This is a genomic window from Solidesulfovibrio sp. DCME, from assembly GCF_049995385.1.
Lineage (GTDB): Bacteria > Desulfobacterota > Desulfovibrionia > Desulfovibrionales > Desulfovibrionaceae > Solidesulfovibrio.
Genome location: NZ_CP188261.1, coordinates 3,109,598 through 3,135,745 on the forward strand (window position 1 = coordinate 3,109,598; position 26,148 = coordinate 3,135,745).

27 protein-coding genes are annotated in these 26,148 nt (G+C 68.6%); 15 read left to right on the forward strand and 12 right to left on the reverse strand.

The window, feature by feature from the left end; translation table 11 throughout:
* Positions 1 to 96: 96 nt before the first annotated feature.
* Both ACP59X_RS13705 and ACP59X_RS13710 read right to left on the reverse strand, forming a co-directional pair.
* Entirely contained in the window at positions 97 to 600 is a 504-nt protein-coding gene (locus ACP59X_RS13705) for a PH domain-containing protein (RefSeq protein WP_428559236.1), read from the reverse strand.
* 106 nt (positions 601 to 706) lie between these two features.
* Positions 707 to 1,729: a rhomboid family intramembrane serine protease gene (locus tag ACP59X_RS13710; protein WP_428559238.1), complete on the reverse strand. Its 1,023-nt coding sequence runs from the start codon at positions 1,727 to 1,729 to the stop codon at positions 707 to 709.
* A 147-nt stretch (positions 1,730 to 1,876) separates the two neighbouring features.
* Here ACP59X_RS13710 and ACP59X_RS13715 point away from each other — a divergent pair, with 147 nt between their 5' ends.
* Positions 1,877 to 2,995 carry an AI-2E family transporter gene (locus tag ACP59X_RS13715; RefSeq protein WP_428559240.1) on the forward strand — a complete coding sequence of 373 codons (1,119 nt, stop codon included), beginning with the start codon at positions 1,877 to 1,879 and terminating at the stop codon, positions 2,993 to 2,995.
* A gap of 287 nt (positions 2,996 to 3,282) precedes the next feature.
* Here ACP59X_RS13715 and ACP59X_RS13720 read toward each other — a convergent pair whose 3' ends face one another.
* The 3 genes from ACP59X_RS13720 to ACP59X_RS13730 form a co-directional block, all read right to left on the reverse strand.
* Positions 3,283 to 4,932 carry an alpha-keto acid decarboxylase family protein gene (locus tag ACP59X_RS13720; protein ID WP_428559243.1) on the reverse strand — a complete coding sequence of 550 codons (1,650 nt, stop codon included), beginning with the start codon at positions 4,930 to 4,932 and terminating at the stop codon, positions 3,283 to 3,285.
* Between the two features lie 88 nt (positions 4,933 to 5,020).
* Positions 5,021 to 7,633: a response regulator gene (locus tag ACP59X_RS13725; protein WP_428559245.1), complete on the reverse strand. Its 2,613-nt coding sequence runs from the start codon at positions 7,631 to 7,633 to the stop codon at positions 5,021 to 5,023.
* A 1-nt stretch (position 7,634) separates the two neighbouring features.
* Positions 7,635 to 8,471 (reverse strand): transporter substrate-binding domain-containing protein, encoded by an 837-nt coding sequence (locus ACP59X_RS13730; RefSeq protein WP_428559247.1) that lies wholly within the window; start codon positions 8,469 to 8,471, stop codon positions 7,635 to 7,637.
* 267 nt (positions 8,472 to 8,738) lie between these two features.
* Here ACP59X_RS13730 and ACP59X_RS13735 point away from each other — a divergent pair, with 267 nt between their 5' ends.
* On the forward strand, positions 8,739 to 8,966 hold the full coding sequence (locus ACP59X_RS13735; RefSeq protein ID WP_428559249.1) for a MoaD/ThiS family protein: 228 nt from the start codon (positions 8,739 to 8,741) through the stop codon (positions 8,964 to 8,966).
* Positions 8,967 to 9,019: 53 nt separating this feature from the next.
* Here ACP59X_RS13735 and ACP59X_RS13740 read toward each other — a convergent pair whose 3' ends face one another.
* Genes ACP59X_RS13740 through ACP59X_RS13760 form a run of 5 tightly spaced genes read right to left on the reverse strand, consistent with a single transcriptional unit; the run spans position 9,020 to position 11,816 of the window.
* Positions 9,020 to 9,463 (reverse strand): DUF3795 domain-containing protein, encoded by a 444-nt coding sequence (locus ACP59X_RS13740; RefSeq protein ID WP_428559252.1) that lies wholly within the window; start codon positions 9,461 to 9,463, stop codon positions 9,020 to 9,022.
* Between the two features lie 2 nt (positions 9,464 to 9,465).
* Entirely contained in the window at positions 9,466 to 10,230 is a 765-nt protein-coding gene (locus tag ACP59X_RS13745) for an enoyl-ACP reductase FabI (protein ID WP_428559254.1), read from the reverse strand.
* A gap of 20 nt (positions 10,231 to 10,250) precedes the next feature.
* On the reverse strand, positions 10,251 to 10,886 hold the full coding sequence (locus ACP59X_RS13750) for a TetR/AcrR family transcriptional regulator (RefSeq protein ID WP_428559256.1): 636 nt from the start codon (positions 10,884 to 10,886) through the stop codon (positions 10,251 to 10,253).
* Positions 10,887 to 10,899: 13 nt separating this feature from the next.
* Positions 10,900 to 11,319 (reverse strand): MauE/DoxX family redox-associated membrane protein, encoded by a 420-nt coding sequence (locus ACP59X_RS13755; protein ID WP_428559258.1) that lies wholly within the window; start codon positions 11,317 to 11,319, stop codon positions 10,900 to 10,902.
* Complete coding sequence (locus ACP59X_RS13760) at positions 11,316 to 11,816, reverse strand: rhodanese-like domain-containing protein (protein ID WP_428559260.1); 501 nt, start codon at positions 11,814 to 11,816, stop codon at positions 11,316 to 11,318. The genes ACP59X_RS13755 and ACP59X_RS13760 overlap by 4 nt, the downstream gene beginning before the upstream one ends.
* Before the next feature lie 110 nt (positions 11,817 to 11,926).
* Here ACP59X_RS13760 and ACP59X_RS13765 point away from each other — a divergent pair, with 110 nt between their 5' ends.
* The 5 genes from ACP59X_RS13765 (at position 11,927) to ACP59X_RS13785 (ending at position 15,312) form a co-directional block, all read left to right on the forward strand.
* Positions 11,927 to 12,757 (forward strand): rhodanese-like domain-containing protein, encoded by an 831-nt coding sequence (locus ACP59X_RS13765; RefSeq protein ID WP_428559263.1) that lies wholly within the window; start codon positions 11,927 to 11,929, stop codon positions 12,755 to 12,757.
* A gap of 17 nt (positions 12,758 to 12,774) precedes the next feature.
* Complete coding sequence (locus tag ACP59X_RS13770; RefSeq protein WP_428559265.1) at positions 12,775 to 13,182, forward strand: YccF domain-containing protein; 408 nt, start codon at positions 12,775 to 12,777, stop codon at positions 13,180 to 13,182.
* A gap of 12 nt (positions 13,183 to 13,194) precedes the next feature.
* Entirely contained in the window at positions 13,195 to 13,641 is a 447-nt protein-coding gene (locus tag ACP59X_RS13775; RefSeq protein WP_428559268.1) for a DMT family transporter, read from the forward strand.
* A 315-nt stretch (positions 13,642 to 13,956) separates the two neighbouring features.
* Complete coding sequence (locus tag ACP59X_RS13780) at positions 13,957 to 14,445, forward strand: MarR family winged helix-turn-helix transcriptional regulator (RefSeq protein WP_428559270.1); 489 nt, start codon at positions 13,957 to 13,959, stop codon at positions 14,443 to 14,445.
* A 90-nt stretch (positions 14,446 to 14,535) separates the two neighbouring features.
* Positions 14,536 to 15,312, forward strand: a complete 777-nt coding sequence (locus ACP59X_RS13785; protein ID WP_428559272.1) for an SDR family NAD(P)-dependent oxidoreductase — start codon at positions 14,536 to 14,538, stop codon at positions 15,310 to 15,312.
* Between the two features lie 10 nt (positions 15,313 to 15,322).
* On the opposite strand, the gene ACP59X_RS13790 is transcribed toward ACP59X_RS13785, so the two are convergent.
* Together ACP59X_RS13790 and ACP59X_RS13795 are read right to left on the reverse strand one after the other, a co-directional pair.
* Positions 15,323 to 15,949, reverse strand: a complete 627-nt coding sequence (locus ACP59X_RS13790; RefSeq protein ID WP_428559274.1) for a class I SAM-dependent methyltransferase — start codon at positions 15,947 to 15,949, stop codon at positions 15,323 to 15,325.
* Entirely contained in the window at positions 15,949 to 17,112 is a 1,164-nt protein-coding gene (locus tag ACP59X_RS13795) for a BtaA family protein (RefSeq protein ID WP_428559276.1), read from the reverse strand. The genes ACP59X_RS13790 and ACP59X_RS13795 overlap by 1 nt, the downstream gene beginning before the upstream one ends.
* A gap of 430 nt (positions 17,113 to 17,542) precedes the next feature.
* Here ACP59X_RS13795 and nifE point away from each other — a divergent pair, with 430 nt between their 5' ends.
* The 8 genes from nifE (at position 17,543) to ACP59X_RS13835 (ending at position 26,127) form a co-directional block, all read left to right on the forward strand.
* The gene (gene nifE / locus ACP59X_RS13800; RefSeq protein WP_428559278.1) at positions 17,543 to 18,949 is read left to right on the forward strand and encodes a nitrogenase iron-molybdenum cofactor biosynthesis protein NifE; all 1,407 of its coding nucleotides are present in this window, start codon (positions 17,543 to 17,545) and stop codon (positions 18,947 to 18,949) included.
* The gene (locus tag ACP59X_RS13805; protein WP_428559280.1) at positions 18,946 to 20,301 is read left to right on the forward strand and encodes a nitrogenase component 1; all 1,356 of its coding nucleotides are present in this window, start codon (positions 18,946 to 18,948) and stop codon (positions 20,299 to 20,301) included. The genes nifE and ACP59X_RS13805 overlap by 4 nt, the downstream gene beginning before the upstream one ends.
* Before the next feature lie 33 nt (positions 20,302 to 20,334).
* A complete protein-coding gene (locus ACP59X_RS13810) occupies positions 20,335 to 21,615 on the forward strand; it encodes a radical SAM protein (protein WP_428559282.1) in 1,281 nt (426 codons plus the stop codon).
* Positions 21,616 to 21,847: 232 nt separating this feature from the next.
* On the forward strand, positions 21,848 to 22,690 hold the full coding sequence (locus ACP59X_RS13815; RefSeq protein ID WP_428559284.1) for a tetratricopeptide repeat protein: 843 nt from the start codon (positions 21,848 to 21,850) through the stop codon (positions 22,688 to 22,690).
* Positions 22,687 to 23,337, forward strand: coding sequence for a flagellar brake protein (locus ACP59X_RS13820; RefSeq protein WP_428559287.1), 651 nt, complete (start codon positions 22,687 to 22,689; stop codon positions 23,335 to 23,337). The genes ACP59X_RS13815 and ACP59X_RS13820 overlap by 4 nt, the downstream gene beginning before the upstream one ends.
* Positions 23,338 to 23,918: 581 nt before the next feature.
* Positions 23,919 to 24,587, forward strand: coding sequence for a molybdate ABC transporter permease subunit (gene modB / locus ACP59X_RS13825; RefSeq protein WP_428559289.1), 669 nt, complete (start codon positions 23,919 to 23,921; stop codon positions 24,585 to 24,587).
* Positions 24,588 to 24,604: 17 nt separating this feature from the next.
* Positions 24,605 to 25,351, forward strand: coding sequence for a molybdate ABC transporter substrate-binding protein (modA, locus tag ACP59X_RS13830; RefSeq protein ID WP_428559291.1), 747 nt, complete (start codon positions 24,605 to 24,607; stop codon positions 25,349 to 25,351).
* A gap of 68 nt (positions 25,352 to 25,419) precedes the next feature.
* Positions 25,420 to 26,127: an ABC transporter ATP-binding protein gene (locus tag ACP59X_RS13835; protein ID WP_428559293.1), complete on the forward strand. Its 708-nt coding sequence runs from the start codon at positions 25,420 to 25,422 to the stop codon at positions 26,125 to 26,127.
* Positions 26,128 to 26,148: the final 21 nt, after the last annotated feature.

The window sequence follows — 26,148 nt, forward strand, 5'->3', positions numbered from 1 at the left end:
GATAGGTCTTCGGTACAAATACATACGTGGTCGGCGGTCGCGCGGGACGCGGAAAAAGGCTTGTGCCGGAAGGCCGGCCCCAGCCGGGCCCGGGGGCTACTTGGCGGCGAACAGTTCCTGCTCGAGCGCGTGGGGCCGGCGGATGTTGGTCAAAACCAGCCGCTGGCTGCTCGAGGCGGTCAGGATGACCTTGCCGTAACCGAGCAGGCCGCCGAAAAGGCCGGGCTCGCATTTGACGGATTCGACCTTGCCGATGTCCAGGGAGAACGTCCCGAACAGGGCGTCGTCGCACAGCAGGCGCTTGTCCGTGACGCCCACGCGCAGGGTGAAGAAGGAAAAAAGCCGGGTCAGGGCCAGCAGCGTCAGGATGATGAAGAAGATGTAACGAAAGAGCCAGACCGCGGCCGAAATGATCTTCGGCAAAAATTTTTCCAGTTCTTCCGGGACCTTGAACTGGACAAGGCCTTGCAGTGCCGGGCCGCTCGACCATACGGCCAAGGCCAGGGCAAAAAGGATCACCGCCTTGGCCAGCACCACCCAATGCTTGCCGGTCTTGTACCGGATGTCCTCACCCTCGAACACGAGGCCCTTTAGGCTCATGGCTCCCCCACTTGGCGGTCGTCATCGGGCCGCCGGGCGCGGCATGGCGCGCCAGGACGGCAATCCGTGGCCTTACCCGAAAACCGGGCGGTAGGCAAAGGCTTCCTCAGCCGCCCGGCCACCAGCCGGCCAGGGCCAGTCCCCAGGCGGCCAGGGGCACGGCCACGGCCAGGGCGGCGAAGGCGGCCTGGCCGGCGGCGCCCGGTTTTCCGGCCCGGCACAGCCGCCGGCCGAAAGCCAGGCCCAGGGCGGCACCGCAGGCGAACCCGAAAAAATGCCCGGCCAGGTCCACCAGGCCCGTATCCTCGGAACCGGCGCCGAGCATGGCCAGCAGCATGAGCACCGCGCCGGCGGTCAGGGCCCGCCTGGTCGAGGCGGCCGGGTGGAACCCGGACAGGCCCAGCCCGCCCAGGGCGCCCAGGGCGCCGAAAACGGCCGTGGAGGCACCCAGGAAATGCAAACCCGGCCCTTGGATGAGGACCTTGAGCACGTTGCCGCCGACCCCGGCCGCGACCGTGAGGAAAAACCCCAGGCCAAGCCCGGTCTCCCGGCACAGCAGGCTCAGGAACAGGGCGGCGCTGGCCGCGTTGCCGAAAAGGTGGGCCGGGTCGGCGTGGAGCCACAGGGCCGTGGCCGCCCGCCACCACTGGCCGGCCAGCATGGCGGCCGAATCGCCGGCGCCGATGGCCCGCCAGGGCACCGAGCGGCCGAAAAGGGAGGTGTTGCCGAGCAGAAAGCCCCACAGGCCGGCCACGATGCCCATGACCGCGAGCACGGGCCAAAAGGCCGAGGGGCGCGGCGGGGCCGCCTCGGGGTCGGGCAGGGGGATGTCGGCGCGTTCCTGGGCGTAGGCGCGGATTTCCTCCAGGGCTTCGGCGGCCCGTCGCGACGGCACGAACAGCCTCCAGCCCGGGCCATCGCGGCGCAGGCTATGGGGGATGCCCCGGGCGGAGAGCACGTAGGCCCAGTCACGGGCCCGGATTTCGACGGCCCAGGCCGCCTCGTCGCCGAGCAGCAACGGCGTCAGGTCGCGCAGCCCCGGCCGCGGCCACAGCCGCACCCGCCGCGGCGCGGCGGGGCGGCCCGGGGTCTTGCCGGCCTCGACCGGGGGAAGGTCAGGACCGGGCATCGGCCACGACCGCACGGCGCACCAACCGGTGAAAAAGCGTCCTCATGGGTCCATCCTATGACGGAGCGGCGACGATTCGCAATGCCGCCGGCCCAATCCCCCCACCCCCCTTGCCGCCGGCACGCCGATTTTGCTACAGGCCACGGCATGAACAGAGAACGCAGACAATTCTATTCGACCTTCCTGCTGCTCATCCTGACCGGCGCCCTGGTCTTGGCCTTCCTGGTCCTGCGTCCCTTCATCGACATCCTCATCATCGGCCTGGTCCTGGCCGCCCTGTTTCGGCCCGTGCACCGCAAGATCGCCGGGCTTTGCGGCCCGCGCCCCACCCTGGCCGCGCTGGTCACCACGGGGCTGATCTTTTCCTGCCTCATCATCCCGGTCTTTTTCTTCCTCGGCGCCCTGCTCGCCCAGGGCGTCCAGTCCGTCAACGCCTTGCAGGCCAAACTGGCCACCACGGACTTCAACGCCCTGTTCAGCCACGAATCCGTGGCCCCCTACCTCAACTGGGTCCAGGAACACCTGCCCTTTTTGGACATCAAAAAGCTCGCCCTGCAGGCCGACCTGCTTTCCCTGTCCAAAAACGCCGGCCAAATCCTCCTCGACAGCGGCACCACCATCCTCGGCAACGTCTTCGTGCTGACCATGAACTTCGTCATCCTCATTTTCGTGCTGTTTTTCCTCATCCGCGACGGCGAGGCCATGCTCGGCTACGCCCGCTACCTGCTGCCCCTGTCCACGGACCAGGAAAACCGCATCTTCCGCCAGCTCGACGACGTGGCCAAATCCGTGATCCTCGGCGCCTTCGTCATCGCCCTGGCCCAGGGCGCGGCCGGCGGGGTCGGGCTTTTCATCGTCGGCATCCAGCCCTTTTTCTGGGGCTGCATGATGGGGTTCGCCTCGCTGATCCCGGTGGTCGGCACGGCCATCATCTGGCTGCCGGTGTCGATCTACCTCATGCTCACCGGCCAGTGGCAATGGGGGCTGTTCCTCATCGGCTGGGGCGCGGTCGTGGTCTCCAGCATCGATTCGATCATCCGGCCCATCCTCATGCAGAACCGGTCCAAGATGTCGACCTTCTGGGTGTTTCTGTCCATCATCGGCGGCATCAAGCTCTTCGGCGCCCTGGGCATCCTCTACGGCCCGCTGGTGCTGGGTTTCGCCATGGTCATGCTGACGCTCTACGGCGAGGATTACCGCCACGTGCTCGAGGAGCGAAACCTCGTCAGCCCCCCGCGCCCCGGGCTGGACACGCCCGCGGATTGACCCGGCCAAAACCGCGCCCAGCGGCATGGCCGCGAACGCGGGCCGCGACCGGGGCCGGGCCGCGCGAAACCTGGCCGGCCATGGCATGGCCGCAAGCCCCCCGCCGGCCCCCGAGCCCCCTCGCTGCCCCCACGCCCCTCCCGCCAGGGCCTGTCGGTCCACCGACTGGCACGAGGCCCCACGCCGCAAGCCCGGGCCTGCCCGCCTTCCGGCCGGCCGAAAATACAGCGCCGACGCCACCCGGCAGCCAGGCGGCGCCGGCGCGCCGGCTCCCTCGAGGGCGGGGCTTAGTGCCCGCCGTAGAGCGTGCGGATCGATTCCCCGAGTTTCTGGGCCAGGGGCGACGCGGCCATGCGGTCCATGACCACCTCGATATAGGCGCCGCTCCGCTGGGTGGCGGCCGCGGCCATGGCCGCGTCGAGTTGGGCGTTGGTGGACGCCTTGGCGCAGTACCAGTCGGGCATGCCGAAGGCCGCCGGCAACTGGGCATAATGCCAGGGCGCCAGGTCGTTGTAGGAACTCTTGGGGTCCTTGCACAAGAGCCGTTCGATCAGGTAGCCGTCGTTGTTGAGGCAAAAAACGACGGGCGCGAGGCCATAGCGGCCGAATTGGCCGAGTTCCTGGACCGTCATCTGGTGGGCGCCCTCGCCGGTAAAAAGAAGTGTGCGCCGGTTTGGCGCGGCCATGGCCGCGCCAAAGGCCGCCGGCGTGGCCCAGCCGATGGCCCCCCACAGGGTCTGGTTGAAAAACTCCGCCCCGGCCGGCATGCGGGCAAACCCCAGGCCCATGGAAATGGTGCCCGTCTCGGCCACAACGATGTCGCCCTCGCGCAAGAACCGCTCGAACCGGGGATACAGCGAATCGGGGCTTATGGGGTCGCCGGGCGCGCCCTTGGGCTCGCCCAGGCCCTTGGGGCCGGCGACGGTCACGGGTTTTGGCGAAACGGCCTTGGCCAGCCCCTCCATGACGTCGCGCATCTCCACGTCCTTGAAGGTGGCATGGCCCACCCGGGTCTCGTGCTGCATGACGGCGATCATGCGCGAGGGGTCGATCTTGGCGGTGAACGCCCCGGTGTTGAAATCGCTCCATAGCGCGCCGAGGTTGAGCACGCAGTCGCAGCCCTCGACAAAATCGCGCACCTCGGGGTTCATGATCCGGCCGTCGTAGAGACCGATGTAGCCGGGCAGGGTCTCGTCCAGGGCGGTCTTGTCCATGAACATGGTGGCAAAGGGCAGCCCGGTGCGGGCGAGCAAGGCCTTGGCCACCTCGCGCAGCCCCAGGCGGGCGATGAGGTAGCCGGCCAGGACCACGGCCGAGCCGGCCGCATCCAGCCGTTCGGCCACGGCCGCCACGGCGGCGGCCAGGGTGCCGGGATCGCTGCGCGGGGCCTCGGGGGCGCAGACGGGCTCCCCGGCCAGGGGCACGTCGGCGTAGTCCTGGGGCAGGGCGATGTAGACCGGCCGGTTGCGGGTCACGGCCGCCTCCAGGCAGCGCTCGATCTGGCAGGCGGCGTTTTCCGGGGTCAGCACGGCGCTTGCCGCCACCACCGGTTCGGTCATGCGCACGTAGGCCTCGAAGCTGCCGTCGCCAAGGGTGTGGTGCACGATGCGCCGGGCCCGCTGGGTGGATACGCTCGGCATGCCGACCAGGTGGACCACGGGCAGGTGCTCGGTAAACGAGCCGGCCACGCCGCAAAGCGCCGACAGCTCGCCCACGCCGTAGGTGGTGCACAGCGCGGCGCGGCCCTTGATGCGGGCATAGCCGTCGGCGGCGTAGGCGGCGTTGAGTTCGTTGCAGCAGCCGATCCAGCGCATGCCCGGATCATTATCCACGGCATCGTTGAGCGCGAAGGAGAAATCCCCGGGCACGCCGAAGACATCCGTGATGCCGATGTCCTTGAGCCGCTTGGTCAGATATTCGACGACAGTCGGAGCCATCCAGTGCATCCTCCGGTGATGGGGTTGGCGTTGGTATCGGTCAATCATGGGGGCGCGGCCAGGTCAAGGGACAGGCGACGCCGGCGCCTCAGGTCCCGGCCCGACGGCGCGCCCCGGCCGCCCGGGCCACGGCGTTGCCCAGGGCGGTGATGTCCACGGGCTTGGACAGGTAGTCGTCCATGCCGCAGGCCAGGTAGCGCTCGCGGTCGCCGTCCATGGCGTGGGCGGTCAGGGCGATGATGGGGATGCCGGCATCGATGCCGGGCCGGTCGCCCCGCCGGATGCGCCGGGTAGCCTCGTCGCCGCTTAAGCGGGGCATCTGGATGTCCATGAGCACCACATCGTAGGCGTCGCCTTCCAGGGCGTCGAGGGCCTCGTCGCCGTCCTCCACGGCCTGGGCGGCGAAGCCCATCTTGCGCAGCATCGACACGGTGGCCATGCGGTTGACGGCCTCGTCCTCCACCACCAGCACCCGGACCGGGCTGGCCGTGTCCGGCCGCCGGAAGATCTCGTCCATATCCCTGGTGCCCGCGGCCCGGGCCGGTTGGCAGCGGATGGTGAAGCTCAGTTGCGTGCCCGCGCCCGGGCTGCTGTCCACCGTTATGAAGCCGTCGAGCAAGCCCACCAGGCGCCGGACGATGCCGAGCCCAAGCCCGGTGCCGCCGTATTTGCGGGTCAGCGAGCCGTCGATCTGGGTGAACGGCTCGAAGATGGCCTCGATCCTGTCCCGGGGGATGCCGATGCCGGTATCGGTGACGGTGAAAAGGAGATGGACGTCCGGGTCGCGGCGCGAGGCCAGGCTGACGCCCAGGCGCACCGAGCCGGTTTCGGTGAATTTGACGGCGTTGCCCACGACGTTGAACAGGATCTGGCGCAGCCTGGCCGTGTCCGTGGTCACCTGGGGCGGCACGTCGGGGTCCACGGCCGAGGTGAGCGCCAGCCCCTTGCGGTCGCTTTCCAGGGAGAAGACCTCCAACACCTCGGCGACAAGGGCCTGGAGGTCGCAGCCATCCCGGCGCAAGACCAGCCGGTCGGCCTCGAGGAGGCTAAAATCCAATATGTCGGACAGCACCCGCACCAACCCCCGGCCGCAGGCCAGGGCCGTGCGCACGTGGTCGGCGTCCTCCCTGGACAACAGCGTGACCGAAAGGAGCTGGAGCATGCCCAGGACCCCGTTGAGCGGCGTGCGCACCTCGTGGCTGATGTTGGCCAGAAACTCGCTTTTGGCCCGGTTTGCCGCCTTGGCCTCGTCCATGGCCTGGCGCAGCCGCTCCTCGGCCCGCTTGTGTTCCGTGACATCCACCAGGATGCCGTCGAAGACGACACCGCCCCCGGGGGTCCGGCGCGGCGCGGCCCGCAACTGGCCCCAACGCGCCGCGCCGTCCGGCCCCCGGAAGCGCGCCTGGACGTTAAAGACGACCAGGTCGGCCTGGGCCTCGGCCTCGGCCCGGCGCAGGGCCTCCAAATCCCCGGGATCGAAACGGGCGAAGACGCTGCCCGCATCCCGCAGCACCGCCGCCGCATCCAGGCCGAAAAGGCGCTCCACCCCCCGGCTGACATAGACAAATCGCCGCGTCCCGTCGGGCTGGACCTCGATTTTGAAGATGGCGCCCTCCGGGAGGTTGTCGCCCAGGCCCCGCAACATGGCCTCGCGCTCGGCCAGGGCGGTTTCGTCCTTTTTGCGCTCGGTGACGTCGCGCAGGATCTCCAGCCGCACGCGCCGGCCGTCGAGCTTGAAAAAACCGGTCTTGACCGAGACGTCCCGGACCTCCCCCTGGCGGGTGGCCAGGCGCATCTCCCGGCTGACGACCCGCCGGCCGTCGGCATGGAGGGTTTCGACGGGCGCCGCCCGGCCGGCAGCGGCGGATTCCAGGCGAAACCGGGACAGCTTCTGGCCCAACAGCTCCTCGCGGGAATAGCCCCATTCGCCGGTGACCACCGGATTGCAGTCGAGGATGCGCTCCGTCTCCTCGTCCACGAGCACGATGACGTCCATGTACTGGGTAAACAGCAGCCGGTAGCGGCCTTCGCTCTCCACGAGGGCCATTTCGGCCTTGCGGCGCCGGGCTGCGGCCAGGGACAAGGTGACGGCCAGCACGGCCAGAAACGACAGCCAGACGTAAAAAAGGAGCCGGCTGAGCCGGTCCTGGCGCCTGGTTGCGGCGATAAGCCGCCCCTCGAAGGCGTTGTCCAGGCTGTCGCCGAGCTTTTCCAGGGAGGCGAAGGCGGCATGCCGCTCGACGTCCAGCACGTCCCGGGTATCGCCGGCCCCGGGCTTCGCGCGGCCCAGCAACGCCCCGAAACGGAGGATCTGCGCGCGGTAGGTTTCCAGGTCGACGGCCAGGGCAGCGGCCTCCTCGTCCGAGGTGAACCGGCCCGAGGCGAACCGGCCCAGGCTGGACCGGACGGCCTCGACCGCGGCCAGGGCCTGTTCCATATAGGCGGCGGCCTCGACCGGCATGGCCGCACCCAAGCCTCCCTGGTGGCGTACCACCGCCAGGTAGGCCTTGGTCAGGTCGGACCGGCATTGGCGCAACTCGCTGCGCAGCGGCGGATCGACGGTGAGGTTTTCCCGCCAGGACGCGTTGGTCCACCACAGCAGGACCCCGGTCAAGACAGCTGCCGTGGCCATGGCATACAGATGCAGGTCGATCCAGCCCCGTGAAACGCCAAGGCCCCTGCCACGCATGCGCGAGGGCATGTCAGTGGTTCCCCCCCGAGGGGGCCACGGTTTCAAAGCCGAGCCCGGCCATGATTTCGCGGTAGCGGGCCGTGTTTCGAAACGCCTCCAGGGCCGCATCCACCCGCCGGGCCAGGTCCTGATCGGCCGGCCGGAAGGCGAAGGCGCTTTCCCCGGGCGCGGCATCCGGCTCCGGGACGAACGGGAAGGCCGTCTCGACCTCTCCCGGGGCCTCGCCGGCAAGCTGGGCCACGGTCGGCGCGGACAGCGCCAGCGCGTCGGCCCGGCCGGTGCGCACGGCCGTCAGCCCGTCGGCCGGATTGGGCACCACGAACAGGCGGTCGGGCGGCAGGCCCAGGCGCGAAAGGGCCTGCTGCTCCACGGCGCTGTCGAGCACCGCCACCACGGCCCCGGGATGCCTGACGGCATCGGCATAGGCACGCAGGCCCAGCGGATTGCCCCAGCGCACCAAAAGCCCATGCCCGGTGCGGCTGTAGGGCTTGGAAAACCGCATGAACCGGGCCCGTTCGGGGGTGATGAACAGCCCGTTGGCGATCATGTCGATGCGGCCGTCGGCCAGGGCGCCGAAGGCTTCCTGGAAATCGAGCAACACCCAGCGGATGGGCCCGATGCCGGCCTGGCCGAGCACGGCCTTGGCCACTTCCGGCCCGGCCCCGGTCACTTCGCCGCCGGGCGCGCGGTAGGCATACGGAGGCTCGATGGAATAGCCGACGCGGATCTCCCCGCCCGGCCAGACCGGGGACGTCCCCTGCTCGCCCGAGCGCACGTAGAAAAGGGCCATTGCCCCGCCGATGAGGAAAAAAACCGTGACCGCGACATAGCCCAGGACGTTTCGCATGGCTCCATCACCGCTGCCCATCGTGCTTTCCCGGGACCCGGGCCGCGCCCAAATCAGGCCGTCACCCCGACACCGGGAAGCCGGCCCCGCCCGGCCGCAACGCCAGGGGCGAGAAGCCCCACCGAGCCAGGAATACACCCTTGACACGGCAATGGCAACGCATCCCCGTTTTTTGCGGGCCTGTCTCGCCGCATGGACAAGCGCCTGGCCATGTTTTATAGAGCATATGAAAAAACGGCCCGGCCGGCCCCGCGCGAGGAAGACACCATGCCCATCGAACTGCGCTGTTTCGCCACCCTGGCGCCCTTGACGCCAAGCAATGCCAACGCCCTGCCCATTGGCCCCGGGGAGACCGTCAACGCCTTGATCGACCGCCTGGGCATCCCGCGCGAGGAAGTCAAGATCGTGTTCGTCAACGGCACGGCGGCAGACCTCGACCGGGTACTGGCCGACGGCGACCGGGTGGGCATCTTCCCGCCCGTGGGCGGCGGCTAGGAAAACGGCCGCCACCCCACCCTCGGGCGGTGGCCGGACACCGGACCGCAACGTCAGTAGCGGGGCTTGGTCGCGACCCAGTCGGCGTAGGCGGCCAGGCCCATCTCGGCCAGGCGGCGATTGTTGGCGCGCCAGCGTTCGGTCAGGCCCTCGGGCAAGCCGGGGTCGCAGGTTTCGAACTCCGGGCAGGCATGGCAGAAGTCGACCCCGTGCCGCCCCACGCAGTCCTTGACCCGGCAGGAGGCCAGCAGGCATTGCCCCTCCCGGCAGCCCCGGCAGGAGGCCCGGCCCAGCCGGTCAAGGAGCGCCTCGAAGGCGGCATACGCGGCAAAGGCCGGGTCCATGGCCGCGAAAAAGGGCGCCCGATGGCCGAAACCGCCGAGTTCCCCGCGCAAGGCCCGGGCATGGCGGACGATGGGGCTGTCCGGGTTGTCCAGGCAGCGGCCGCAATCCAGGCCGCAGGGGGCGATGCGGCGCAGCAAGGCCTCGCGGTCCATGCCTACACCCCCATGATATTGTAGCCGGAATCGACGAAGATCACCTCGCCCGTGGTGCCCGAGGACAGGTCCGAGGCCAGGTAGAGGGCGCAGCGGCCGATGTCGTCCAGCGAGATGTTGCGCCCCAGCGGCGAGCGGTTCTCGATGGTTTCGAGGATGGTGCGGAAGCCGCTTATGGCCGAGGCGGCCATGGTCTTGACCGGGCCGGCGCTGATGGCGTTGATGCGCACGCCGCGCGCGCCGAGGTCCACGGCCAGGTAGCGCACGCTGGCCTCCAGGGCGGATTTGGCCACGCCCATGGCGTTGTAGTTGGCCACGACCCGGCCCGAGCCGTAATAGCTCATGGTCATCACCGAGGCCCCGGAGGCGAAAAGCCCCTCGAAAGCCCGGCACAAGGCCACCAGGGAATAGGCCGAGACGTCCAGGGCCACCCGGAAGCCCTCGCGGCTGGTGTCGATGAACCGCCCGGCCAGGTCCTCGCGGTTGGCGTAGGCGATGGAATGGACCAGGCAGTCCACGCCGCCCCACTTTTCGCGCACCAGCGCGGCCGCCTCGGCGATCTCCTCGTCCTTTGAGACGTTGCACTGGAAGACGAAGTCGGCGCCCAGGTTGGCGGCGATGGGTTCGATGCGCTTGCGGATGGGTTCGGCGGCGTAGCCCAGGGCCAGGGCGGCGCCGTTGTCGCGCAGGGCCTTGGCGATGCCGTAGGCGATGCTGCGTTCGTTGACCACGCCGAAAACCAAGGCCTTTTTGCCCAGCATCAACATAGGCTCTTCTCCTTTTCCCGTCAGCGGATGTCGGCCTCGCGCAGGATGCCGCCCACGATCAGGTCGATGACCCGGTCCACGCGGTGGCGGTCCTCGTCGTCGTAGAGGTTGAGCCCGCCGAACACCCCGCTTTGCCGGGAGCGGACGGTGAGGAACATGGCCGCGCCGCCAAGCACGGCCACCACGGCCGTGAGGTCCAGGGAATCGGGCACCTCGCCGGTCACGGACTCGAAAAATTCCAGGGCGCAGCGCACCCGGGGGTATTCCAGCAGCCTGGTGTAGCGGTTTCGCGACATGAGCTCCCAAGCCAGGATGTCCAGGGTGCGCGGCCGGGCCAGCAGCCCCCGGATGGTGGCCTTGAAGAAATGGGACAGTTGCAGGCGCGGCGGCAGGGCGGCGAAACGGTCGACCACCTCGGCCCGCAGTTCGGACACCGGCGGCCAGAAGGCGGCGGACTGGCCAAAGGCCGTGACCATGTCGTCAAGGTCCTGGAAATGGCGCAGCAGCACGGCCCGCTCGAAACCGGCCGCCTTGGCCACGGTCTCGAGGGACAGGCCGTCGAAGCCCTGCCGGGCGAGCAGGTCGCCCAGGGCTTCGAGCAGCCGCTCCCGCACGGTACGGGGCTGGCCGATGGGGATGATCTTGACCCCGGACATGGGAGAGCCTTGCTCAGGCCCGCCGGGCCCGCAGGAACGCCCCCACGGTCACGACGAGGGCCAGGGCCAGGATGGAGCCGTCCCGCACGAAGGTCCTGGCCGAGATGGCGTCGTCGGCCTTGGTGGTGAAGCAGCCGCACTGGGTGCTGATGCCCTTGTGCATGGCCCAGGCCATGGCCGAAAGGAACACCGCCATCATGAGCGTTGCCGAAAGGCCGGCCCCGCGCGAAAAAAGCCCGACAAGCAGGCACATGCCCACCACCACCTCGATCCAGGGCAGAACCAGCGCCGCGAAACCGACGAGCAGTTCCGGCAGGATCTGGTAGTTGCGGATGATCTTGGCGAAAGCCAGCGGATCGGCGACCTTGTCCCAGGCCGCGGCCAGGAACACGAGCCCCAGGGCGGCGCGCAACAGGAAATACACGATCCTCATATGCCGCCCTCCGTGGAGCCGCCGGCCGCCACCCAGCCGTCGAAGCCGTCCGTGACCACCGTGACGTAGGGATAGCCGGCCGTACGCAGGGCCTCGGCCAGCTCCTTGCTCTTGTCGCACAGCACCCCGCCGCAGTAGACCATGAGCCTGTCCTCGGTGGACAGGCCCAGAGACTTGGCCGCGGCGTCGAGTTCGCCGTACATGGCCTCCTGGGGCAGGCTTTTGGCGCCGGGCACGTGGCCCATGGCAAATTCCTCGGGCGTCCGGGCATCGACGAAGACCACGCCCGGCTTGCCGAGCATGATGCGGGCGGCATGGGCGTCGACGGTCTCCAGGCCCTTGCGCAGCGCCTCGCGGCGGTCCAGGGCGGCGAAATCGATCACCCAGGGCACGGGCTCTTCCCGGGCCATGTTCATGGCCACGGCCAGCCCGCTCCCCAGCAACAGGATCACCAGCACTTCGAGCCAGACCGGTGTCAGCCACCGCGTGTGCGCCATACGCTGCCGCCTTGACAAGATTTCCCCGCCACGCGCATATGCTGCGGGCAGGCTGGCCGATTCCTACCCTACCCGCCGGCCCGAGCGCAACCCGTAACCCCGGAGTGCCCATGTCTCGCCAAGCCTCCCCGGACCCGATCCAAAACGCGTCGCCAAACGAGGTGCGCGCCCTCCTCGACACGACCCGGCCCGGCGAGCTGACCCTGCTCGACGTGCGCCTTAAACCCGAATACGAGGAGTTCCACCTGCCCGGCGCCCGGCTGCTGCCCTTGCCGGAACTGCCCGACCATTTCGACGACCTCGACCGCGACCGGCCGGTGGTGGTCTATTGCCGCTCCGGCGGCCGCAGCGCCGCCGCGGCCAAGCTGTTGGCCGGGGCCGGCTTTCCCCGCGTCGTCAACATGCTCGGCGGGGCCATGGCCTGGCAGGGCGCGGCCGCCGTGGGCGCGCCCGACGCCGGCATGACCCTGCTTCGCGGCGACGAGGCGCCAGGGGTGATCCTGCGCACGGCCCTGGCCATGGAAGCGGCCCTGGGCGGCTTCTACCAGGCCCTGGCCAAGGAAGCCCCCGACGCCGAGGCCCGGGCCGTCTTCGAACGCCTGGCCGGCGTCGAGGAACGCCACCTCCACTATGTGCACACCCTCTACCGCAAGGCCACGGGCGACGACACGGAGCTTGCCCGGCTCCTGGACGGCGGCGCCACGGCCCTCGAGGGCGGCCTGCCCGGCGAGCGTTTCCTGGAACAGCTCGGCGGCGCGCCGGAATCGGCCCGGGAAGCCCTGGAGCTGGCCGCCTCGGTGGAGGCGCAGGCCCTGGACCTCTACCTGCGGCTGGCCAAGAAGGCGGCGGCGCCGGAATCGGCCGCGCTGTACGCAACGCTTGGCCAGGAGGAAAAAGCCCACCTGCGCGCCGTGTCCAACCTCATGAAGCAACTGGCCTAAGTAAAGGAGCATCCCCTATGCAGCCCGTCAATTTCCTCATGAACATCCTGTGGCTTCTCCTCGGCGGCTTCTGGATGGGCATCGGCTGGTACCTGGCCGGCGTGCTCATGGCCATCACCATCATCGGCCTGCCCTGGACCCGGGCCTGCTTCGTGCTCGGCAACCTGTCGTTTTGGCCCTTCGGCAAGGAAGTGGTGGACCGCCGCCACGTCTCGGGCGAGGACATCGGCACCGGGGCGCTGGGGCTTGTCGGCAACATCATCTGGTTCGTCCTGGCCGGGGTCTGGCTGGCCATCGGCCATCTGCTCGCGGCCGTGGCCAACTTCATCACCATCATCGGCATCCCCTTCGCCCTGCAGCACCTCAAACTGGCCGCCTTGGCCCTGGCCCCCATCGGCAAGACCGTCATCGACAAGCGGTACTGAGCCGGGGGCGCCATGCAATCGGCCTATCTGATCCTGGCCCTGGCCGCCGGCATGTTCATGCCCGTGCAAGCCGGCATCAACGCCAAGCTGGCCGGGGTGGTGGACGGCGCCATCCCGGCCGCCTTCGTGTCCTTTTTCGTGGGAACGGTCGCGCTGGGGCTGGTGCTGGCCGCCATGGGCCAGGGGCTGCCCCTGTCCCGGGCCGTGCCGGGCACGCCGTGGTGGTACTGGGTCGGCGGTTCGCTGGGGGCGTTTTTCGTCACGGCCACGGTGATCCTGGCCCCGCGCATCGGCGCCGCGTCCATGATCGCCCTGACCCTGGCCGGCCAGCTGGCCGCTTCCATGGCCCTGGACCATTTCGGCCTGCTCGGCTTTCCCCACATCCCCTTCGACGGCAAACGGCTGCTGGGCAGCCTGCTGCTGGCGGCCGGCGTCTACCTCATCCGCTTCCCGGGTTGAACCGGCCGGCCGGGGCAGCCGCATCCGGTTCCCCCGGGTGTGCCAGCCGGCCGGGGGCAGCCGCATCCGGTTCCCGGGTCGCGCTGGCCGGCCGGGGGTTACCACCTGCTTCTCGGGTAAACCGCCGGCACGGGGAGTTGCCGCATCCGTTTTTCGGTGTGGGCCAGCCGGCCGGAGGTTGTGGCATCCGGTTTCCGAAGTGGGCCAGCCGGCCGGTGCTGCCATCGGCCTGCACCTTTGCCCGGTTTGGCCAAGTTTTCCTTGCGCCTTTTGACGGCCCGGTATATTTAGGCTCCTAAATATACGGAGTCAACAATGTTCGACCTGCGTGACCTGCCCCACCGGGACGCCCTGGGCAAACTCCGGCAGCGCTATCCCAACCTGGACGTCACCTTCCTGCAGCTCCTGCGCACAGGCCAGGACGCCCTGGCCAGCATGGAACGGCATCTGGCCGGCCATGGCCTGTCGCTGCGGCGCTTTTCCGTGCTGATCCTGCTGGCCCGCAACCCGGACGGGCTGTCACCGTCGCGCCTGGCGGCGGCCACGGGCGTGACCTGCGCCACCATGACCGGCGTGCTCGACACCCTGGAGCGCGACGGCTGCGTGCGCCGGGAGCATGGCAGCGAAGACCGGCGGGCCGTGACGGTGCTGCCGGCCCACAAGGGCATGGCCTTGCTCGACGCCGTCCTGCCCGGCCACTACGACCGCGTGGCCACGGCCATGGAGGCGCTCACCGAGGCCGAACGCGACACCCTGATCGGGCTTCTGGCCAAGGTCGCCCAGGGGCTGGCCCGGCTGGCCTGACCGGCGGGCCGGATAGTCGGCCATAGCCGGCCAATCCCGGCCACATATTTAGGGGCCAAATTTTATGGAACCATAACAACGGAGAAGCACATGGACGCGTTGCGCATGGATTTCACGGGCAAGACCGTGGTGGTCACGGGCGGCAGCGACGGCATCGGCCTCGGCCTGGCCCGGGCTTTTGCCGTCAGCGGAGCCTTCGTGGTCCTGGCCGGCCGCGACCGGGGCAAGCTCGCCCGGGCCGGGGAGAGCCTGGGCCGGGAATCGGCCGGGATCGTGGCCGACCTCAGCCGGGAGGGCGCGGCCGAAGCCCTGGCCGACGACATCGTGGGCCTGGGGCGCGGTGTTGACGTCCTGGTCAACAACGCCGGCATCGGCCGTTTCGACCCCATCGCCGCCGTGACCGAGGCGGGCTACGCCACGCATATGACGCTCAACATGCGCACGCCCTTTTTCCTGTCCCGGGCGCTGCTGCCGGCCCTGACCGAAACAAAGGGTTCGATCCTCAACATCTCGTCCTATTTCGCGGACCGCATGCTCCCGGGGCGGCTGTCGACCCTCTACTCCATGACCAAGGGCGGGCTCGATTCCTTCACCAAGGCCCTGGCCTTCGAGTTGGGGCCGGTCGGCGTGCGGGTCAACGCCATCGCCCCGGGCACGGTGGACTCGGCCCAGGTACGGCACAACCTGGAGCGGCTCTCGCCCGAGGGCCGGGAGCGCTTCCAGGACATGATCCGCACCATCTATCCCCTGGGCCGCATCGGCCGGCCCGAGGACGTGGCCCCCCTGGCCGTGTTTTTGGCCTCGCCGCTGGCGGGCTGGATCACCGGGCAGGTCTTCCACGTGGACGGCGGCCTGACCACCAACTGAGCCGGATGCTCTAGCGTCCCAGATACAGGAAATACGTCCACAGGCCGCCGTAGGCCGTCCGGGTCTCGGCGGCCTCCCGGGTGAAACGGCGATCCAGGGCCGGCGGCAGCTGGTCGTCCAGGCGCACGTGGTTGACGCCCATCCAGGCCCGAAACCAGGCTTTGGGCGAATGGCGGAAATCGGCCACGGCGACGAGGCCCCCCGGGGCCAGGTGCCCTCGGGCCGCGTCGAGGGCCGCTTCGAAGCCGGGGTTGAACATGGACAGACTGTAGGAAAAGACGATCAGGTCGGCCGAGGCCGGCTCGAAGCTCCCGGGCGCGTAGGCCTCGCACAGCAGGTCCACCCGGCCGGCCTGGCCGGCCACGGCCCGCTCGGCCCGATCGAGCATGGGCCGGCACAGGTCGATGCCGGTGAGGCGCGCGGCGGGAAAAGCCCGGGCCAGGCGGCGCAGGTTGCGGCCGGTGCCGCAGCCGACCTCGAGGATGCGCAGCGCCGCCGTGCGCCTGGGGCCGAAGGCCGCGGCAGCCCGGGCCACAAGCCGGTCGCGGCCGAACAGGAAACTCCAGCGCGTAGCGTCGTAGATGCGGGCGTGCCAGGCGTAGTAGGCCTGGAGGGAATGGGCGCACCCGGCCTCCATCAGGCCACCTCGGCCAGGTGCTGGCTGCCGTAGGTGCCGACCCGGTCGGCGGGGTGCAGCGGTTCGGTCAGTTCCGGGAAAAAGCGCAGCCGCGCCCGGGCCGGGCCGGGCACGAAGGACACGTCCAGGCCGGCCGTGCGCATGAGGATCCTGGCCCCGGGCGCGGCGGCGGCCAGGATCAAGTCCCATTCCTCGGCCAGGGCGGCCGGGGCGTGGCTGGCCAGCCAGTCCTGGTGGTCGAGGAGGACGAACCGGCTGTAGGGGCCGGGGTTTTCGGCCAAAAAGGCGCTGAGCGTCGCGGTGTGGCTGGAAAGCCTCCCCAGGCGGTCGCGGATGACCGGAAAGTGCTCTTGCTTGAGGTATTCGGGGCAGCAGTCCCGGCTGTAGCGGCCGGTCAGGTAGACGCGCCAGAAATAGTTCTCGGCCATGGGCGGGCCGGTGAAGACCTGGCGGACCTTGTCGCGCACGAAGCCTTCCAGGCCCCCGGGATGGGACTGGCGAATGAGCGCGATCTGGGGCCGGGGCACGCCGAGCAGGGCCATGGTTTCCGGCCGGCCCACCAGCCAGCGGCTGAGGCGGTCCCAGAAGACCGGCTCGATCTCGCCGAAGATCCGGCGCTGCTCCTCGGGGTCGACCGCGGCCAGCAGTTCGGGGATCCGGCGCCGCAGGCCGGGCTTGACCGCGCTTAAAAGCCGCGAAAAGGCGAAGGCCACCGCCCCGGAAGCGCCGTGGTAGTAAAACGAGCGAGACAGGAAGCCGGCCTTGAAATAGTCGATGTTACGGTCCCAGAAGGCCCGGGCATAGTCCGGCAGCACCCCCCTGATGCGGGCATAGGTGGCAGCGCAGCCCGGGCCGCCGCCGTCGCCGAAAAAGGCGTAGAGCTCCTCGAAGCCCGCTGCGGCAAAAAGCGCCCGCTTGAGCTCCAGCAGGGCGTTTTGCCGGAAATTGACGTCCACGCAGGCCACGGCGGCCGGGCCGTCGAGCAGGTAGTCCAGGGCGTTGTCCCCGGCCGAGGTGATGACCACCACCTTGTCGTTAGGCCCGAGGGTGAGCAGCCGCCGGTCCAGGCGGGGATCTTCCCAGCAGGTGTTGTAGATGAGGCGGTTGCCGTGGACGAAGCGGAAAAAGGCGTCGTGGAGGCGGGAGCGCAGTGGTTTTGTCATGGTTCCGTGCCGGTGGGCGTTGTGGGTGACGTTTATGCCCGCCGCTTATAGTCCGGGCCGGGCCGCCCCAGGCGACGAACGCGTGACGGGACGCCGACAATCCGCGCATGGGCCGTGTCGGGGGCCGTGGCCCCGTGCCCGTCCGGCGTCGCCGGGCTGATACCATCACAACCACTGTCTCCACGGCGCGGCCCCGTGCCCGCCCGGCGGCGCCCAGGCCGGCCTTCGCGGGCGATTGGTGACCAGCGTCCACGTTTTTTGGACCAAAGCCTGCTTGTGGCTACAATTCTGTTGCCGGCGCTGCTACAATTTTGTTAGGGCCTGTGACACTTCCAATACAAACTAAACAAATTCAAGCTGTTATCGCGTGGCACGCTCCTTGTATAGTCTCGCTGACCCCGACAACAGGTGACCGGGGAAAGGAGCTTGCATGGAAGAGGCCATTTTCGAGGAACGACGGGATCAAATCCACCGCAAGGGCGAAGGGCCCTTTGAGCTGGCCTGCAACCGCGACAGCCTGGCCGGGGCGGTGTCCCAGCGGGCCTGCGTGTTCTGCGGCTCGCGCGTGGTGCTCTACCCCATCGCCGACGCCCTGCACCTGGTCCACGGCCCCATCGGTTGCGCCGTGTACACCTGGGACATCCGGGGCGCCCTGTCCTCGGGCCCGCAGCTGCACCGGTTGAGCTTTTCCACCGACCTTCAGGAAAAAGACGTCATCTTCGGCGGCGAGAAAAAGCTCAAGGCCGCCCTGCTCGAACTCATCGCCCGCCACCAGCCCAAGGCGGCCTTCGTCTACGCCACCTGCATCGTGGGCATCATCGGCGACGACGTGGGCGCCGTGTGCCGCGACGTGGCCGAAGTGACCGGCATTCCGGTCATCCCGGTCCAGTCCGAGGGGTTCAAGGGCAACAAGCGCGAAGGCTACGCCGCCGCCTGCAAGGCCATGTTCACGCTCGCCGGCACGGGCGACACGGCCGGCATCAGCCCCGTCTCCGTCAACATCCTCGGCGACTTCAACCTGGCCGGGGAAATCTGGATCATCCGCGAATACTTCCGCAAGATGGGCGTGGAGGTGGTGGCCAACATCACCGGCGACGGACGGGTGGCCGACATCAAGCGCTGCCACGGCGCGGCCTTAAACGTGGTGCAATGTTCCGGGGCCACCATGGAACTGGCCCAGAGGATGCAGGAACGCTTCGGCACGCCGTTTCTGCGCGTCTCCTACCTCGGCATCGAGGACATGGCCGACTCGCTCTACGCCGTGGCCGACCATTTCAAGGACCGCGACCCGGGCATCGTCGAACGCACCCAGGACCTGGTGCGCGAGGAGCTGGCGAATCTGCTGCCCAAGCTCAAGCAGTACCGCAAGGACCTGGAAGGCAAGAAGGTGGCCGTCTACGTCGGCGGCGCCTTCAAGGCCTTTTCGCTGATCAAGGCCTTCCGCCACCTGGGCATGAAGGTGGTGCTGGTCGGCTCCCAGACCGGCACCAAGGAAGACTACGAGGAACTGGCCGCCATCTGCGACCCCGGCACGGTCATCGTGGACGACTCCAACCCCCTCGAACTCTCCAAGTACGTCAAGGAACTCGACGTGGACCTGTTCGTGGGCGGCGTCAAGGAACGCCCCATCGCCCACAAGCTCGGCGTGGGGTTTTGCGACCACAACCACGAACGCAAGGAAGCCCTGGAAGGCTTCGTCGGCATGCTCAATTTCGCCAAGGAAGTCCACGCCTCGGCCACGAGCCCCATCTGGCGGTTCGTGCCCCGTCGCGAGGCGATGGCCAAGGCCGAGGAAAAGGCCGCCGCCAAGCGCGCGGCCGGCGGAGAAGGCATATGAGCGATTCCCCCTACGTTTCCACCACCAACGCCTGCAAGCTGTGCACGCCCCTGGGCGCCGCCCTGGCCTTCCGGGGCGTGGAGGGGGCCATTCCGTTCCTGCACGGCTCCCAGGGCTGCGCCACCTACATGCGCCGCTACATCATCAGCCACTTCCGCGAGCCCATGGACATCGCCTCCTCGGCGCTGGGCGAAAAGCAGGCCGTGTTCGGCGGCGGGCCCAACCTCAAAAAGGGCATCCTCAACGTCATGTCCAAGTACGGGGCCACGGTGGTCGGCGTGGCCACCACCTGCCTGACCGAGACCATCGGCGACGACGTGCCCCGGCTTCTGGCCGAATTCCGCAAGGAGTTCGCCGACCTGCCCCTGCCGGAGATCGTCAGCGTCTCGACCCCGAGCTACTCCGGCACCCACATGGAGGGCTGGCACGCGGCCACGGCCGCCCTGGCCGCCCAACTCGTGCGGGAAAAGCTGCCGGCCGAGCGGCGCATAAACCTCCTGCCGGGCTTCGTCTCGCCGGCCGACCTGCGCCATTTCAAGGAAATCCTGGCCGACTACGGCGTCGCGGCCACGGTGCTGCCCGACATCTCCGAGACCATGGACCGGCCGGCCCTGCTCGACTACGAAAAGCTGCCCGCCGGCGGCACCAGGCTCGCCGACATCCGGGCCATGTCCGCGGCCCTGGGCACCATCGAATGCGGCCGGGCCGAACACACGGCCGAAAGCGCCGGGGCCAACCTGGAACGTCGCTTCGACGTGAAAAACATCCGCCTCGGCATCCCCGTCGGCATCCGGGAAACCGACCGCTTCTTCGACGCCCTGGAGGAGCTGACCGGCCGCCCCATGCCGGAAAAATACGCCGCCGAGCGCGGCCGCCTGGTCGACGCCTACGTCGACGGCCACAAGTACGTGGCCGGCAAGCGGGCCATCGTCTACGGCGAGGAGGACATGGTCATCGCCATGGTGGCCTTTCTGGCCGAGATCGGCGTCAAGCCCATCCTGGCCGCAACCGGCGCCAAGTGCCGCAACTTCAAGCAGGCCCTGGCCGAGGTGACCCAAGGCCTGCTGCCCGAGCCGCCCGAGGCCCGGGAAGGCGTGGACTTCCACGACATCGCCGAACAGGCGTCCACGCTCGCCCCCGACCTCCTCGTCGGCCACAGCAAGGGCTACCGCTACGCCAAGGACATGGGCGTGCCGCTTGTGCGGGTGGGCTTTCCCATCCACGACCGCTTCGGCGGCCAGCGGCTGCTCCACGTGGGCTACCGCGGCACCCAGACGCTTTTCGATCTCCTCGTCAACACCATCCTCGAACGCAAGCAGGAAGACAGCGCCGTCGGGTACGGCTATCTCTAGGCCGGCAGCGGCCATTTCCCAAAGGAGCGCGCCATGACCACCACCAAGGACCTTTCCAAGCACCCCTGTTTCAACCGCGAATCCGCCGGCTCCTGCGGCCGCGTCCACCTGCCCGTGGCGCCCAAATGCAACATCATGTGCAACTTCTGCAACCGCAAGTACGATTGCGTGAGCGAATCGCGGCCCGGCGTCACCAGCGCCGTGCTCACTCCCGAGCAGGCCGTGCTGTACATGGAAAAGGTCCTGGAAAAGGAGCCCCGCATCACGGTGGTCGGCATCGCCGGCCCGGGCGACCCCATGGCCAACCCCGAGGCCCTGGAGACCATCCGGCTGCTCAAGGACAAGTATCCGCAGATGCTTTTCTGCCTGTCCACCAACGGCCTGGCCCTGCCCAAAAACGCGGCCGAACTGGCCGAACTCGGCGTCACCCACGTCACCGTGACGGTCAACGCCGTGGACCCGAAAATCGGGGCCAAGATCTACGCCTGGGCCCGGGACGGCAAGGTCATCCTGCGCGGCGAGGCCGCGGCCAAGCTGCTGCTCGAACGCCAGCTCGAAGGCATTCGCATCCTCAAGGACAAGGGGGTGATCGTCAAATCCAACACCATCGTCATCCCGGGCGTCAACGACCAGCACGTCCTGGAGGTCTCCAAGAAGCTGTCGGAACTGGGTGTGGACATCCAAAACATCATGCCGATCTTCCCGGTGGCCGACACGCCCTTTGCCGACGTGCCGACGCCCTCGGCCGAGATGATCAAGGACCTGCGCGAAAAGGCCGGCGGCCTCGTGCCCCAGATGAGCCATTGCAAGCGCTGCCGGGCCGACGCCGTGGGGCTTTTATGCAACGACCGCTCGGGCGAGCTCGCGCCGCTTTTGGGCGAATGCTCCCGCACCGTGCCCGGGGCCGACCTGGACAAGCGCCCCTACGTGGCCGTGGCCACCCGCGAGGGCATGCTCGTCAACATGCACCTGGGCGAGGCCCACAAGTTCCAGATCTGGAAGCAGGAAGACATCGGCTTCGCCTATGTCGAGGACCGTTGGGCCCCCGACCCGGGCGCCGGCCCCAGGCGCTGGGAGGAGCTGGCCAAGGTGCTCTCCGATTGCCGGGCCGTGCTCGTGGCCGCCTACGGCGAAACGCCGCGCAAGGTGCTCACGGCCCACGGCGTGCTGCCCTACGAATGTTCGGGCTTTCTGGAGACGGCCCTGGCCGAGGTCTACGGCGCGGGCGACCTGTCCCTTCTCAAAAGCCGCAAGAAGGGCCTGGGCAAGGCCTGCTGCGGCGGCGCCGGCGGCGGCGAGGGCTGCGGCGGCTGAGGCCGCCGGGCCGCACCGGCGACGACAGGGCCCGTGCACGTCCCCAGGCTGTGGCTGCGGAGACGTTCACGGGCTTTTGACGCTGGCGCCGTTTCGATGTAAATAGTCCGGCAGATTGCGTGCGGCTCCAACCGCGCCCCGGTCATCAGGCCGCTCACGAAGCGCTTCAGGCCGGGGACAACCCCAACCCATCGCTCCACGCTCGTTTCCGGTGGGCGTCATACCGCCAACCATGCCCCAAGCATCCGCCGCCACCGATGGCGAACAGACCAGCGTGCAACTGCCGGCCATGGAGGACTGCCGCATACTCGGCGTCTATTCCATGGTCCGACAAACACAGATCGGGCAGGGCACCACCAGTCGCGGCCATGACCAAAAGACCTACTGGTTCGTGCGCCGCAGCCCCGAAGGCGAATACTTCGTCCAGGCCCTCAACGCCAACTCCATTCCCTCCGGCCCGGTTGCGCCCGTCACCCGGGGGGAGTTCCTGGCCGCCTACCAGCCGCAGTCCGGCTACTACGAGAAACGCTGCCTGCCGTTTATCGAATCGCTCAAAAAAAAGATCGCCCAGGCCGACCGGCTCCTGGCCGAGGGCGACCTGGACGCGGCGGAAAAGGAATTCATAAAGGCACTGCTCCTGGACGAAAAACACCCCAAGGCCAACATCGCCCTGGGCAACATCTCCCTGCAAAAAGGCGACGGGAAAAAGCTCGCCGCCGCCTTGCGCCGCATCTTCGACATCGATGTCCTTTTCACGGAGCAGGAACGCCACCTGTTCAACGAGTTCGCCATCAGCCTGCGCAAGGAACAGAAATTCGCCGAGGCCGTGGCCTTTTACGAAAAGGCCCTCGCGCGCAACGACACGGACGAAAACCTCCATTTCAACATCGCCCGGGCCAAGGCCGAGGCCGGCGACCCGGCCGGCGCCATGGGCCACCTGGAACGGGCCCTGGCCCTCCGCCCGGATTTCGCCCATGCCCAACGCTTCCTGTCGGGCCTGCGCGCCGGCGAGCCGGACCGGGACGACGCCCTCCCCTTGCCGGACATCACCGCCTCCATTGACCACATCCCATGAGCGCCCCCACCGAGAGCCTGCACTGCCCGCCCGGCACCCGGATGATCCTCGAAGTGGCCGGCCTCGAGGACAAGCTGCCGACCCACTGCGTGGGCCATTCCCGCGGCCGGTTCGTCATCGCCCAGATGCCGCACTTGCCCGAAGCCGGACGCGAAGCCCTCTACCAGCTGCTGTATCCCGATGCGGCCGTCATTGCCCGCTACCTGCACGAAGGCACGGTGGTGGGCTTCTCCTCCCGGGTGATCAAGTGGATCCAGGTGCCGTTTCCCCTGATTTTCCTGACCTATCCGGGCAGCCTGGAATCCCACGACCTGCGCCGGCACCGGCGCATCTCCTGCTGCATCCCCGGCCGGGCCCGTTTCGGGGAGAGCGTCCTGGCCGGCATGCTCATGGACTTGAGCCTGTCGGGCTGCCAGTTCTCGGCGGTCCTCGACAACACCCCACCCTTGGTGCGGGTCGACGACACGGCGCAGGTCCATTGCGAACTTTTTGACGCCGACGAGGCGTCCGGCCTGGCCTGCGCCGTCGTCCGGGTAGCCGCCTCGGGCCGCCGCCTGGAGGTCGGACTCAAATTCCGCAACCTGCCCCCGGCCGCCCGATCGGCCCTGGACGCCTACATCCTGGCCGCCCTGTCCGTGCTCGACTGACGGGTTGACGGTACGGCCACGGGCCGCGAAGGCGCGCGCACGGCCGGTGGCTACAAAAATGTTTCCCGCCCTGCATTTTTGGCGTTTCCCGGCCAGTTTCCGCACCAGCCCGCCAGGCCGGCGCGGCTCGCGCCCGGGTATTTTCCCGCGTGGCGCCTTGCCAGGCCCGCCCTCCGTGCCCGCATTGCCCTGCGAGCCCATACGCGGCCTCGCGCCGGCATCGCTCTTGCTTGCGCCCAGCCAACCAAGGAGGTTTTCATGCTCGCCATCCTGCTGCGTATCCTCGCCGGCCGGCCCCGCACCGCCGTCGCCGTTGCGGTGGCGGTCCCCACGGAAAAAACGCGCAACCGCTGAGGCCCGGCCAGGCATGCGCCCACACCCGAAACGCAATAGGGCGCATGGCCTACCATACCGTCGGGTCCGGGACGGAACGACGACTGGCACGTGTCCAGTAAAAACCGTGATACTCTATACAGAACGCCAACCTTTCCTTATCCTTTCGGCAGTCTGAATTGACGCGGCCGGCCACGCCCCGTGTTTCCAATCCTCCACGCGCCTTGCGGCCATGAGAGAAAACGCCCATGCTTGACGCCGCTGCCCTGCCGCCGCTGTTGCTGACGCTGAAGGTTTCGACCCTGGCCACGGCCCTGGCCGCGGCGCCGGCCGTGGCCATGGCCAGGCTGGCCCGGGTGCGGGCCTTTCCCGGACGCGACCTGGTGGACGCCGTCCTGACGCTGCCCATGGTGCTGCCGCCGACGGTGCTCGGCTACTACATCATCGTGCTGCTTGGCCGCCGGGGCGTGTTCGGGTCCTACCTCTGGGACACCTTCGGCATAAGCATCATGTTCACCTGGGAGGGGGCGGTGATCGCCGCGGCGGTGGTGGCCTTTCCCCTGGTCTACCGCTCGGCCCGGGCGGCCTTCGAGGGCGTGGACGAGAACCTGGAAAACGCGGCCAGGACGCTTGGCGCCTCGGAGCTGGCCATCTTCTTCCGGGTGTCCATGCCGTTGGCCATGCGGGGGCTTCTCGCCGGCGTCATGCTGGCCCTGGCCCGGGCCATGGGGGAATTCGGGGCCACGCTCATGGTCGCCGGCAACCTGCCGGGCAAGACGCAGACCCTGTCCCTGGCGGTCTACAGCGCCACCCAGGCCGGAAACGACGACCTGGCCAACGAGCTGGTGCTGTTGATCTCCGTGGTGTGCGTGACCCTGCTCGTGGTCGTGGCCAAGATCATCAAACCCAAAGCCTGACAAGGAGGATGCCGAAAATGAAAAAAATCCTGTTCGCCCTGGCCGCCGTGCTGGTCATGGCCCTGCCGGCCCAGGCCGCCGACCTGACCGTGTCCGCCGCCGCCAGCCTCACCGACGCCTTCAATGCCATCAAGGCCGACTTCGCCAAGGACCATCCCGGCATCAACATCGTGTACAACTTCGCCGCCTCGGGCACCTTGCTCTCCCAGATGGAAAAAGGCGCCCCGGTGGACGTGTTCGCCTCGGCCGACCAGAAGACCATGGACCAGGCCGTGGAGAAAAAGCTCGTCGACGTGCCGACCCGGGTCAACTTCGTGCGCAACGACCTGGTCCTGGCCGTGCCGGCCGACAATCCGGCGAAAATCAAGGACCTCACCAGCCTGGCCGCCGCCTCGGCCAAGCGCATCGCCATCGGCAACCCCGACTCCGTGCCCGTGGGCCGCTACAGCAAGGCCGCCCTGACCAAGCTCGGCCAGTGGGACGCCCTGTCGGCCAAGTTCGTCATGGCCGAATCCGTCCGCCAGGTGCTGGACTACCTGTCGCGCGGCGAGGTGGACGCCGGCTTCGTCTACGCCACCGACGCCAAGCAGGGCGGCGACAAGGTCAAGGTCATTTCCGAGGTGCCCGTGGAAGCCCCGGTCATCTACCCCATCGCCGTGGCCGCCACCGCTTCCGACAAGAAGGCCGCCGCCACGTTCGTGTCCTATGTCACCGGCCCCACGGGCCAGGCCATCCTGGCCAAGTTCGGCTTCAAGAAGCCCTAACCACGCCTTGCCCCGGGGCCCGCGCCGCCTTTGGCCGGGTCCCGAAACCACGGAGCGCGGCTGCCCCCATGCGCATCACCATCGACATCAAGAAGTGCTACCGTAGCGCGACCCGGGATTTCCATCTCCATTCCGTCTTTTCCACCACGGACAATAGGGTGGTGCTGTTTGGCCCCTCGGGCTCGGGCAAGACGCTCACCCTGCGGGCCATCGCCGGGCTCATGCGGCCCGACTCCGGCAGCATCACCCTGGACGGCCGGGTGCTGTGCGACAGCCAGGCCAACATCTTCCTGCCCCCCCGTGACCGCCGCATCGGCTACCTGTTCCAGGACTACGCCCTGTTTCCCCACCTGACGGTGGAGCAAAACGTCGCCTTCGGCCTGACCCCGCTTTTCGGCAAGCTCCCGGCCGCCAGCCGCGAACGGGTGGCCTCCATCATGGAACTGTTCGGCATCGCCGGCCTGGCCAAGTCGCGCCCCTCGCGCATCTCCGGGGGCCAGCGCCAGCGGGTGGCCCTGGCCCGTGCCCTGGTCAGCGAACCGGGCGCCCTGCTCCTCGACGAACCCTTCTCGGCCCTGGACATCCCCCTGCGCCAGCGGGTGCGGGTGGAGCTGGCCGGCATCCTGAGCCGCCTGGACATCCCCCTGGTCATGGTCACCCACGACCCGGCCGACGTGGCCTTTTTCGGCGGCGACGTGGTCAGCTACCACGACGGCCAGGTGGTCGAGGTCCAGCCGGCCGAGGTCATGCGCCGCACCATGGTGCGCGTGGCCTGAAGGCCGCCGGCCGGGCGAACC

Bases quoted from the DNA above. Each gene is read 5' to 3' on its own strand.
- ACP59X_RS13815 (WP_428559284.1), top strand. From the start codon at position 21,848: ATGCCCCAAGCATCCGCCGCCACCGATGGCGAACAGACCAGCGTGCAA.
- ACP59X_RS13735 (WP_428559249.1), top strand. From the start codon at position 8,739: ATGCCCATCGAACTGCGCTGTTTCGCCACCCTGGCGCCCTTGACGCCA.
- ACP59X_RS13785 (WP_428559272.1), top strand. From the start codon at position 14,536: ATGGACGCGTTGCGCATGGATTTCACGGGCAAGACCGTGGTGGTCACG.
- ACP59X_RS13750 (WP_428559256.1), bottom strand. From the start codon at position 10,886: ATGTCCGGGGTCAAGATCATCCCCATCGGCCAGCCCCGTACCGTGCGG.
- ACP59X_RS13745 (WP_428559254.1), bottom strand. From the start codon at position 10,230: ATGTTGATGCTGGGCAAAAAGGCCTTGGTTTTCGGCGTGGTCAACGAA.
- ACP59X_RS13810 (WP_428559282.1), top strand. From the start codon at position 20,335: ATGACCACCACCAAGGACCTTTCCAAGCACCCCTGTTTCAACCGCGAA.
- modA (WP_428559291.1), top strand. From the start codon at position 24,605: ATGAAAAAAATCCTGTTCGCCCTGGCCGCCGTGCTGGTCATGGCCCTG.
- ACP59X_RS13720 (WP_428559243.1), bottom strand. From the start codon at position 4,932: ATGGCTCCGACTGTCGTCGAATATCTGACCAAGCGGCTCAAGGACATC.
- ACP59X_RS13805 (WP_428559280.1), top strand. From the start codon at position 18,946: ATGAGCGATTCCCCCTACGTTTCCACCACCAACGCCTGCAAGCTGTGC.
- ACP59X_RS13740 (WP_428559252.1), bottom strand. From the start codon at position 9,463: ATGGACCGCGAGGCCTTGCTGCGCCGCATCGCCCCCTGCGGCCTGGAT.
- ACP59X_RS13755 (WP_428559258.1), bottom strand. From the start codon at position 11,319: ATGAGGATCGTGTATTTCCTGTTGCGCGCCGCCCTGGGGCTCGTGTTC.
- ACP59X_RS13710 (WP_428559238.1), bottom strand. From the start codon at position 1,729: ATGCCCGGTCCTGACCTTCCCCCGGTCGAGGCCGGCAAGACCCCGGGC.
- ACP59X_RS13790 (WP_428559274.1), bottom strand. From the start codon at position 15,949: ATGGAGGCCGGGTGCGCCCATTCCCTCCAGGCCTACTACGCCTGGCAC.
- ACP59X_RS13820 (WP_428559287.1), top strand. From the start codon at position 22,687: ATGAGCGCCCCCACCGAGAGCCTGCACTGCCCGCCCGGCACCCGGATG.
- ACP59X_RS13835 (WP_428559293.1), top strand. From the start codon at position 25,420: ATGCGCATCACCATCGACATCAAGAAGTGCTACCGTAGCGCGACCCGG.
- ACP59X_RS13760 (WP_428559260.1), bottom strand. From the start codon at position 11,816: ATGGCGCACACGCGGTGGCTGACACCGGTCTGGCTCGAAGTGCTGGTG.
- modB (WP_428559289.1), top strand. From the start codon at position 23,919: ATGCTTGACGCCGCTGCCCTGCCGCCGCTGTTGCTGACGCTGAAGGTT.
- ACP59X_RS13730 (WP_428559247.1), bottom strand. From the start codon at position 8,471: ATGCGAAACGTCCTGGGCTATGTCGCGGTCACGGTTTTTTTCCTCATC.
- ACP59X_RS13725 (WP_428559245.1), bottom strand. From the start codon at position 7,633: ATGCCCTCGCGCATGCGTGGCAGGGGCCTTGGCGTTTCACGGGGCTGG.
- ACP59X_RS13715 (WP_428559240.1), top strand. From the start codon at position 1,877: ATGAACAGAGAACGCAGACAATTCTATTCGACCTTCCTGCTGCTCATC.
- ACP59X_RS13775 (WP_428559268.1), top strand. From the start codon at position 13,195: ATGCAATCGGCCTATCTGATCCTGGCCCTGGCCGCCGGCATGTTCATG.
- ACP59X_RS13780 (WP_428559270.1), top strand. From the start codon at position 13,957: ATGTTCGACCTGCGTGACCTGCCCCACCGGGACGCCCTGGGCAAACTC.
- ACP59X_RS13765 (WP_428559263.1), top strand. From the start codon at position 11,927: ATGTCTCGCCAAGCCTCCCCGGACCCGATCCAAAACGCGTCGCCAAAC.
- ACP59X_RS13705 (WP_428559236.1), bottom strand. From the start codon at position 600: ATGAGCCTAAAGGGCCTCGTGTTCGAGGGTGAGGACATCCGGTACAAG.
- ACP59X_RS13770 (WP_428559265.1), top strand. From the start codon at position 12,775: ATGCAGCCCGTCAATTTCCTCATGAACATCCTGTGGCTTCTCCTCGGC.
- ACP59X_RS13795 (WP_428559276.1), bottom strand. From the start codon at position 17,112: ATGACAAAACCACTGCGCTCCCGCCTCCACGACGCCTTTTTCCGCTTC.
- nifE (WP_428559278.1), top strand. From the start codon at position 17,543: ATGGAAGAGGCCATTTTCGAGGAACGACGGGATCAAATCCACCGCAAG.